This is a genomic window from Streptomyces daliensis (assembly GCF_054782395.1).
In genome coordinates, this window is sequence record NZ_BAAGSO010000102.1 from 1 (window position 1) to 9358 (window position 9358).

Below are 9358 nucleotides of genomic sequence, written 5' to 3' on the forward strand. Positions count from 1 at the left end.
GGCAGGCGTTCCGCATGGCGAGGGGGCACCTCCCAGCGGTAGCTGGGGGAGGGTGGGCACAACCCACCCACCGGCCCGCAGCCGCGAACGAGACCCCAGGGGGCACCCCGGGGCTGCGCAGCCCCGACAGGGGGAGTTGCGCGGGACCGGTCGCCCCGTGAAGCGGGGACCGGAGGTCCCGCGCCAGGGGGTGGGGGTGGGCGTCAGCTGACCCGGAACCGGGCAGCGGGCCACCGGCGGGACGGGGACGGGGTGGGGTGTCCCCGCAGGTCGAGAAAGTCACCGGCGGAAAGCCGAACACGAGACCTTCACGCCGAGGAGACACCCCACCCCGGCACCGGACACCCCGCACCCACGTGCCCACAACCACGGTCGAAACCCAGAATCACGCGGCGCCAGCCGCAAAGCACCGCACCACACGCCGCGCCGTAGCCACACAGCCGCACCCGAACACGACGCCCCGCCACCCCCCTGCGTGAAGCGGCGCAAAAATCAGCGCGGGACCCTACAGTGCGCACCACACCGGCCAACCGTCCCGCGCAACACCCCCAACGAACCGGCAACCCCCCGTTTCCTTCCGCACCCCGCGAAGGGAGCGTCACGTCGAGGCGCGGACCACCAGGCGGGGCCCCGTCACCACGGGGGTGAGGGGGGAGTGGGGGGTGGGCGCGAGGCCGAGGCGGCGGAGGAGCAGGGCCGCCATCATGCGGCCCATCTCCTCGACATCCTGGCGCACCGTCGTCAGCGGCGGCTCCGCCCAGGACGCGGTCTCCAGATCGTCGTAGCCGACGACCGCCACGTCACCCGGCACGGAGCGCCCACGCGCCCGCAGCGCCCGCAACGCACCGGACGCCATCAGATCGTTCCCCGCGAACACGGCGTCGAGCTCGGGCACGCGCTCCAGGAGCTGGCCCATGGCCCGTTCGCCGCCCTCGGCGGTGAACCCCCCGTGCGCGACGAGCGCGGCATCGCTCTCCGCCCCGGACGCGGCCAGCGCGTCCCCGTACCCGTACAGCCGGTCCAGCGCGGACGTCTGGTCCAGCGGACCGGTGATCACCGCGATCCGGCGGCGTCCTCGCTCCAGCAAATGCTCGACGGCCAGCCGCGCCCCGGCCCGGTTGTCGGTGTCGACGTAGAGGAGGCCGGGGTCGTCCTCGGCGCCGGGCCAGTCGGGGCGTCCGCCGAAGACCGTCGGCAGCCCGGAGGCCGCGGCCATCCCTGGCAGCGGGTCCTCGCCGTGCAGCGAGAACATCAGGGCGCCGTCGACGTGCCCGCCGGCGAGGTAGCGGCCGATGCGCTCGTAGTCCTTGCGCTGCTCCAGCAGCATGAGCAGCAACTGCGTGTCGTGCGCGGCCAGTTCGCGGCTGATACCGCGCAACTGCTGTGCGAAGAAGGGGTCGGAGAAGACGCGGGTCTCCGGTTCGGCGATGACCACGGCGACAGCGCCCGTGCGGCGGGTGACGAGGCTGCGGGCCGCGCTGTTGGGGATGTAGCCGAGCGCCTCCACGGAGCGCTGGACCTTCTCGCGGACCGGGCCGCGCACTCCGGCGCCGCCGTTGACCACGCGGGAGACCGTGGCGCGCGAGACGCCGGCGTGGGCCGCGACGGCCTCCAGGGTCGGGCGGGAACCCGATGCACCGTGCACGTCCAACTCCTTTTGCTCCGAGTGCCCTTGACGCTACCCCGCACGCGCGGCACTGTGCATGGCCATGACGTGAGAGCGCTCTCACATCCCCCACAACGAGGAGCGTAGTCATGCCGGGCAGAACGAGCGTGCCAGGAAACACCGCAGGTGGAACCCGTAAGAAGGCCCTCGCGCGGCGCTGGCCGATGGCCGCAGCCGCGGCGCTGATCGCGCTCGGCGCGTACGCGCTGCCGACCGCGCAGGCCGAGGAACCGGAGGGACCGGCGCCGAAGGCGGGTGCCGGGGCGGCGGCGTACGAGGAGGTCTGGCGCACGGACTTCGACGGCGCCGCCGGGTCGTCGCCCTCGGGCGACGACTGGATCATCGACAAGGGCCACGGCTACGAGGGCGGCCCGGCGAACTGGGGCACGGGCGAGGTCCAGTCGTACACGGACAGGCCCGAGAATCTCCAGCTCGACGGCGAGGGCCACCTCAAGATCACGGCGTTGAAGGACGGGGACACCTGGACCTCGGGCCGTATCGAGAGCAAGCGCACCGACTTCGCGGCGCCCGAGGGCGGGAAGATGCGCATCGAGGCGAGCATGCGGCTGCCCGACGTGCAGGGCGACGCGGCCCTCGGCTACTGGCCCGCCTTCTGGACCCTGGGCGACCAGTACCGGGGCAACTACTGGAACTGGCCGGGCATCGGCGAGTTCGACATCATGGAGAACGTCAACGGCGAGAACCGCACCCACGGGGTGCTGCACTGCGGCGTCAACCCGGGCGGCCCCTGCAACGAGACCCAGGGCGTCGGCGCGTCCACGGAGTGCCAGGGCACGAGCTGCCAGGCGGGCTTCCACACGTACGCGCTCGAACTGGACCGCAGCGGCGCGACGGAGGAGCTGCGCTGGTATCAGGACGGGCGCGAGTTCCACTCGGTCAGCGCCGCCGACATGGACGCGGAGACCTGGGCGAACGCCACCCACCACGGCCACTTCATCCTGCTCAACCTGGCCATGGGCGGCGCCTTCCCTGACGGTGTCGCCGGGCACGCGACGCCCACCGCGGCGACCCAGCCGGGCGGCTCCCTGCTCGTCGACCACGTCGCCGTCTCCGTCGAGCCCGCCGGAGGTGCGGGATGACCGGTCCCCTCAGCAGACGGACCATGCTGCGTACGGCAGCGGCGAGCGCGCTCGCCGTACCGGCGGCCGGGCTGATCACCGCGCACGCGGCCGGCACGTCCCGTCGCGGGACGGCCGCCGTCGCAAGCATGCCGCTCAGGGTCGTCAACAACTCGGGGGAGTACCAGAACTCCTCGGTCTGGATCTACATCGTCGGCAACGACGGCCAGCGTCAGGTCCGCGTCACGCCCGAGGGCGAGCTGAAACCGATCGCCCTCGGCGACAACGGCGCCGACGGTTTCACGGACTACGCGATACCCCTGGCCGCCACCGGGGAGACGGTCCTCCAGCTCCCCGAGATGTCGGGCCGGATCTACACCGCGCTCGGCGAGAAGCTGAGGTTCAAGGCGGTCCAGGACGGCGCGGGCAACGCGGCGCTGGCCTATCCGGCGGGCTGGGTCGAGTCGGACCCCAACTACGGGATCACGCACGACTGCGCGGAGTTCACGTACAAGGGCGGGGCCATGTACTGCAACACCACCATGGTCGACATGTTCAGTGTGCCGCTCTCCATCCACCTCACCGGCGCCAAGGACCAGACGGCGGGCGCGCTCAAGCAGGGCGCCCGTGCGAAGGTCTTCCAGGACGTCGCCGCCGCGGAGGGCTTCGGCTCCCTCGTCATCGACGACAGGCGCGTCATCGCCCCTGGCCACGGCATCGGCGCGGGCCGCTTCGCCGATGACTACTTCGCGCCGTACATCGACGAGGTCTGGAGCACGTACGAGGGCAAGGACCTCACCGTCACCACCAACGCGGGGAAGTTCACAGGACGCGTCAGCGGCGGGACCCTGTCCTTCACCGGGCCAGGGAACGTGTCCTTCCAGAAGCCCTCCACCAAGGACGTGCTGTTCTGCGACGGCGCACTCGCGGCGCCCAACGACGGCGTCACGGGTCCCGTGGCCGCCGTCCTGGGCGCGGGCTTCAACCGCACGACGCTGCTCACCTCGGCCGACCAGCCCACCGGCGACCCCGCCGGGTTCTACGGAGGCGATCTCACCCACCACTACGCCAAGGCCATGCACGCGGCCACGGAGGACGGGAAGGCGTACGGCTTCGCCTTTGACACGTGGGCGGCTTCGCCTCCTACATCGAGGACAGCGCGGCCAAGGAGATCACGCTGACCCTGACCCCCTTCTGAGCCAGGACCGTCCGAAACCCTCTGCCACCCCCCCCAGAACCGGTCGGTGCCCGGGGCTCTCACGCCCCGGGCACCGACGGCCGGTCCTCAGCCCCCGTACGCGCCGGAGGCCGTCAGCCGCAGCGCGGTGTCGATCAGGGGCACGTGGCTGAACGCCTGCGGGAAGTTGCCGACCTGGCGCTTGAGCCTCGGGTCCCACTCCTCGGCGAGGAGGCCGAGGTCGTTGCGGAGCGCGAGCAGCTTCTCGAACAGCTTCCTCGCCTCCTCCACGCGCCCGATCATCGCCAGGTCGTCGGCGAGCCAGAACGAACACGCCAGGAAGGCGCCCTCCTCGCCCTCCAGGCCGTCCAGGCTCTCGTCCACGCCCTCGCTGGAGGTCGGGTAGCGCAGCACGAAGCCGTCCTCTGTGGACAGCTCCCGCTGGATCGCCTCGACGGTGCCGATGACGCGCTTGTCGTCGGGCGGCAGGAAGCCCATCTGCGGGATCAGCAGCAGTGAGGCGTCCAGCTCCTTGGAGCCGTAGGACTGGGTGAAGGTGTTCCGCTCCTTGTCGTACCCCTTCTCGCACACGTCCCGGTGGATCTCGTCGCGCAGATCCCGCCAGCGGTCCAGGGGCCCGTCCACCTCGCCGGACTCGATGAGCTTGACGGTGCGGTCGACGGCGACCCAGGCCATCACCTTGGAGTGAACGAAGTGCCGTCGCGGGCCACGGACTTCCCAGATGCCCTCGTCCGGCTCGTCCCAGTGGTCCTCCAGATAGCCGATCAGCTTGATCTGGAGCAGCGAGGCGTAGTCGTTGCGGGCCAGGCCCGTCATATGGGCCAGGTGCAGGGCCTCGGTGACCTCGCCGTAGACGTCGAGCTGGAGCTGGCCCGCTGCGCCGTTGCCGATGCGGACCGGACTGGAGTTCTCGTAGCCGGGCAGCCAGTCCAGCTCGGCCTCGCCCAGCTCGCGCTCGCCCGCGATGCCGTACATGATCTGGAGGTTCTCCGGGTCGCCCGCGACCGCGCGCAGCAGCCACTCGCGCCACGCGCGCGCCTCCTCGTGATAGCCGGTGCGCAGGAGCGAGGAGAGCGTGATCGCGGCGTCGCGGAGCCAGGTGAAGCGGTAGTCCCAGTTGCGCATGCCGCCGACGCACTCGGGCAGCGAGGTCGTCGGCGCCGCGACGATGCCGCCCGTCGGCGCGTACGTCAGCGCCTTGAGCGTGATCAGCGAGCGGATCACGGCCTCGCGGTAGGGGCCGTGGTACGTGCAGTGCTCGACCCACTCGCTCCAGAAGCTCTCGGTGGCCGTCAGCGCCACCTCGGGGTCCGGCAGCGGCGGCGGGTCCTTGTGGGACGCCTGCCAGCTGATGGTGATCGCGACGCGGTCACCGGGGCCGACGGTGAAGTCGGAGTAGGTCGTCAGGTCCTTGCCGTAGGTGTCCGCCTCGGTGTCCACCCAGACCGAGTCCGGGCCCGCGACGGCGACCGTACGGCCGTCGATCTTGTGGACCCACGGCACGACCCAGCCGTAGGAGAACCGCATGCGCAGCGCCGAGCGCATCGGCACCCGGCCGCTGACGCCCTCCACGATGCGCACCAGTTGGGGCGCGTGGTCCTCGCGGGGCGGCATGAAGTCGATGACCCGGACCGTGCCGCGCGGAGTGTCCCATTCCGATTCCAGGACGAGCGAGTCCCCGCGGTAGCGCCTGCGGTCGGCCGGAGGTGGCTCGCCTCCGGTCGCGTGCGCGGGACCCAACCGCCAGAAACCGTGTTCCTCGGTCCCCAGCAGCCCCGCGAAGACCGCATGGGAGTCGAAGCGCGGCAGACACATCCAGTCCACCGAGCCGTCCCGGCCGACGAGGGCTGCGGTCTGCATGTCCCCGATGAGTGCGTAATCCTCGATGCGCCCAGCCACGTGCTTCTCCAGTCGAACTGCGGCTACGCCCCCATGGGACGTGCGTGTTTCCGTCCTGCCCAATCGAGTGTCCGAGCAGGATACGACGGAGCGATGTCATCCGCCCCGCGGTCGCCGCAGGAGGTCTGCGCCGAAGGGGTGAGGTTCATGAGACGCCGCTCACCTGCTGCGACCCCACTGTCACCGTAGGCCCCACACCCCCGGTTTACGGAAGACGCCCGAATGACAGAGAAGCGTTGGAACACGATGCCCGAAAGCCGTGAGGCGTGGGGGAAAGTCGGCGGAAGACAGGGGCCGGACAGGGGTAGGGGGTACCGCGGGCGCGTCGGGTACTGGGGTCGGAAGCGGGAACTCCCGGCGGCTCGACGGGGACGGGAGGGTGCCGGCCGGGGGTCAGCCGGGGGGCCGCCGGGGTCGGCGGAGGCGACGGCGCGGCACCGTGCGGCGCTCCGTGCGGCACGGTCACCGGCAGGCGCTGTTACCCTGGTAGCCCGTGGACCGGTGGGCACGCGTTCTCGAATTCTCGGTACGACAGCCCCCCGAACCCGCAGCGACGGCACCCCCGAGCATCCAAGCCGGGGCGCCGGTGCGCACCCCACCTCGCGACCACGGGAGCCCCCTCTTGGCATTGCCGCCCAAATCCATGACGACCAAGCACCTCTTCGTCACCGGGGGTGTCGCCTCCTCCCTCGGCAAGGGGCTCACCGCCTCCAGCCTGGGGGCTCTGCTCAAGGCGCGGGGCCTGCGGGTCACGATGCAGAAGCTCGACCCCTACCTCAACGTCGACCCCGGCACGATGAACCCCTTCCAGCACGGTGAGGTCTTCGTCACGAACGACGGAGCCGAGACCGACCTGGACATCGGCCACTACGAGCGCTTCCTGGACGTCGATCTCGACGCCTCGGCGAACGTCACCACAGGGCAGGTCTACTCCTCGGTGATCGCCAAGGAGCGGCGCGGCGAGTACCTGGGCGACACCGTCCAGGTCATCCCGCACATCACCAACGAGATCAAGCACCGCATCCGCCGCATGGCCACGGACGACGTCGACGTCGTGATCACCGAGGTCGGTGGCACCGTCGGCGACATCGAGTCGCTGCCCTTCCTGGAGGCCGTGCGCCAGACCCGGCACGAGGTCGGCCGCGACAACGTCTTCGTCGTGCACATCTCGCTGCTCCCCTACATCGGCCCCTCCGGCGAGCTGAAGACCAAGCCCACCCAGCACTCGGTCGCGGCGCTGCGCAACATCGGCATCCAGCCCGACGCGATCGTGCTGCGCGCCGACCGCGACGTGCCGGTCTCCATCAAGCGCAAGATCTCCCTGATGTGCGACGTGGACGACGACGCCGTCGCCGTGTGCAAGGACGCCCCGTCGATCTACGACATCCCGAAGGTGCTGCACACCGAGGGCCTCGACGCGTACGTCGTACGGAAGCTGGGCCTCCCCTTCCGGGACGTGGACTGGACGCAGTGGGACGACCTGCTGCGCCGCGTCCACGAGCCCGACCACGAGGTGACGGTGGCCCTCGTCGGCAAGTACATCGACCTGCCCGACGCCTACCTCTCGGTCACCGAGGCCGTACGCGCGGGCGGCTTCGCCAACAACGCGCGGGTCCGCATCAAGTGGGTCACCTCCGACGACTGCCGCACACCGGACGGCGCCAAGAAGCAGCTCGGCGACTGCGACGCGGTCTGCGTCCCCGGCGGCTTCGGCGACCGCGGCGTGGAGGGCAAGGTTCAGGCCATCACCTACGCGCGGGAGAACAAGGTCCCGCTGCTCGGCCTCTGCCTCGGCCTCCAGTGCATCGTCATCGAGGCCGCACGCAACCTCGCGGGCATCCCCGACGCGAACTCCACCGAGTTCGACCAGGGCACGGCCCACCCGGTGATCTCCACCATGGAGGAGCAGCTCGACATCGTCGCAGGTGAGGGTGACATGGGCGGCACCATGCGGCTGGGCATGTACCCGGCCAAGCTGGCCGAAGGCTCCATCGTGCGCGAGGTCTACGGCGGCGAGCCCTACGTGGAGGAGCGCCACCGCCACCGCTACGAGGTGAACAACCACTACCGCGGCGAGCTGGAGAAGAAGGGCGGCATCGTCTTCTCGGGCACGTCGCCCGACAACAAGCTCGTGGAGTACGTGGAGTACCCGCGCGAGGTGCACCCCTACCTCGTCGCCACCCAGGCCCACCCCGAGCTGCGCTCCCGCCCCACCCGCCCGCACCCCCTCTTCGCCGGTCTCGTCAAGGCCGCCGTCCAGCGCCAGCAGGGCGCGGGCGTAGCCTCGGACGCCGGGGCCGAGGCAGCGGCCGAGCCGGTGGAGGGCTGAGCACAGATGACCGAGCACATCGTCGACACCCCGCAGGAATGGGAGGTCACCGCGACCGCGGTGCCTTTCGAAGGGGCGAAGACCAGCGTCCGCACGGACGACGTCGTCATGCCGGACGGCACCGTGGTGCGCCGCGACTACCAGGTGCACCCCGGGTCCGTCGCCGTCCTCGCGCTGGACGACGCGGGGCGCGTGCTGGTGCTGAGCCAGTACCGGCACCCTGTGCGGCACAAACTGTGGGAGATCCCCGCCGGGCTGCTCGACATCCCCGGCGAGAACCCGCTGCACGCGGCGCAGCGCGAGCTGTACGAGGAAGCGCACGTCAAGGCCGAGGACTGGCGTGTGCTGACCGACGTCTTCACGACGCCGGGCGGCTGCGACGAGGCGGTACGGATCTTTCTCGCGCGGGAGCTGTCCGAGGCGGAGGGCGAGCGGTTCGAGGTCTCCGAGGAGGAGGCGGACATGGAGCTGGCCCGCGTGCCGCTCGCGGATCTTGTCCGCGGGGCGCTGGCGGGTGAGCTGCACAACAACTGTCTCGTGGTCGGGGCGCTCTCACTGAGCGCCGCGCTCGCGGGCGACGGCGTCGACGCCCTCCGCCCCGCGTCAGCGCCTTGGCCGGCCCGCCCCTTCGCAGCCTGACGGTCCCTTCGCGGGAGGCGGAAGGAAACGGCGGTGCCCCGTTCGTTGGGGGTGTTGCGCGGGACGGTTGGCCGGTGTGGTGGGTGCCGTAGGGTCCCGCGCTGGTTTTTGTGCCGCTGCTCGGGGGTGCGGTCGTGTGGCGGGGCGCCGTGTTCGGCTGCCTGGCCGGTGGCTTCGGCGCGGCGTGTGGTTGCGGTGCGTTGCGGCTGGCGCCGCGTGGTTCTTGGCTCGGGCCGGTGGTTGTGGGGTTGGTGTGTGGTGGGGGTCGGTGCCGCGGTGGGGTGTCTCCTCGGGCGGCGACAAGTGCGGGTCGGCTTTTCGGCTGCCTGCACATACTCGTCGCCACCACTTGCGGGGACACCCCACCACGTCCCCTCCCACCCGGTGGCCACCAGCAGGTCGGTGCCCCCTCGTCGCCACCACTTGCGGGGACACCCCACCGCACCACCTCCCACCCGGTGGCCATCCTCCGGCCGGTGGTCCCTGAGGCTGTTGCCATGCTGTGGACCGGTGCCTCATCGGCACCCATGCGCCCGCCCCCGTACCGC

Annotated in this window: 5 protein-coding genes and 1 pseudogene; 4 read left to right on the plus strand and 2 right to left on the minus strand. The window is 71.1% G+C overall.

The features are described from left to right. Window positions 1-598 precede the first annotated feature (598 nt). Window positions 599-1645: a LacI family DNA-binding transcriptional regulator gene (locus ACYVOO_RS27445; protein WP_461018393.1), complete on the minus strand. Its 1047-nt coding sequence runs from the start codon at window positions 1643-1645 to the stop codon at window positions 599-601. A gap of 110 nt (window positions 1646-1755) precedes the next feature. Here ACYVOO_RS27445 and ACYVOO_RS27450 point away from each other — a divergent pair, with 110 nt between their 5' ends. Then, window positions 1756-2766: a glycoside hydrolase family 16 protein gene (locus tag ACYVOO_RS27450; protein ID WP_461018394.1), complete on the plus strand. Its 1011-nt coding sequence runs from the start codon at window positions 1756-1758 to the stop codon at window positions 2764-2766. Next, window positions 2763-3943 (plus strand): annotated as a pseudogene (locus ACYVOO_RS27455) (beta-1,3-glucanase family protein). Before ACYVOO_RS27450 ends, ACYVOO_RS27455 begins: the two are co-directional and overlap by 4 nt. A gap of 87 nt (window positions 3944-4030) precedes the next feature. On the opposite strand, the gene ACYVOO_RS27460 reads toward ACYVOO_RS27455, so the two are convergent. Beyond that, complete coding sequence (locus ACYVOO_RS27460) at window positions 4031-5842, minus strand: glycoside hydrolase family 15 protein (protein ID WP_461018395.1); 1812 nt, start codon at window positions 5840-5842, stop codon at window positions 4031-4033. Window positions 5843-6470: 628 nt separating this feature from the next. On the opposite strand from ACYVOO_RS27460, the gene ACYVOO_RS27465 reads away from it, so the two are divergent. Together ACYVOO_RS27465 and ACYVOO_RS27470 are read left to right on the plus strand one after the other, a co-directional pair. Continuing rightward, window positions 6471-8171 (plus strand): CTP synthase, encoded by a 1701-nt coding sequence (locus ACYVOO_RS27465; protein ID WP_461018396.1) that lies wholly within the window; start codon window positions 6471-6473, stop codon window positions 8169-8171. 6 nt (window positions 8172-8177) lie between these two features. Continuing rightward, the gene (locus ACYVOO_RS27470) at window positions 8178-8810 is read left to right on the plus strand and encodes an NUDIX domain-containing protein (protein WP_453350974.1); all 633 of its coding nucleotides are present in this window, start codon (window positions 8178-8180) and stop codon (window positions 8808-8810) included. The last annotated feature ends 548 nt before the right edge of the window (window positions 8811-9358 follow it).

Bases quoted from the DNA above. Each gene is read 5' to 3' on its own strand.
- ACYVOO_RS27450 (WP_461018394.1), top strand. From the start codon at position 1,756: ATGCCGGGCAGAACGAGCGTGCCAGGAAACACCGCAGGTGGAACCCGT.
- ACYVOO_RS27470 (WP_453350974.1), top strand. From the start codon at position 8,178: ATGACCGAGCACATCGTCGACACCCCGCAGGAATGGGAGGTCACCGCG.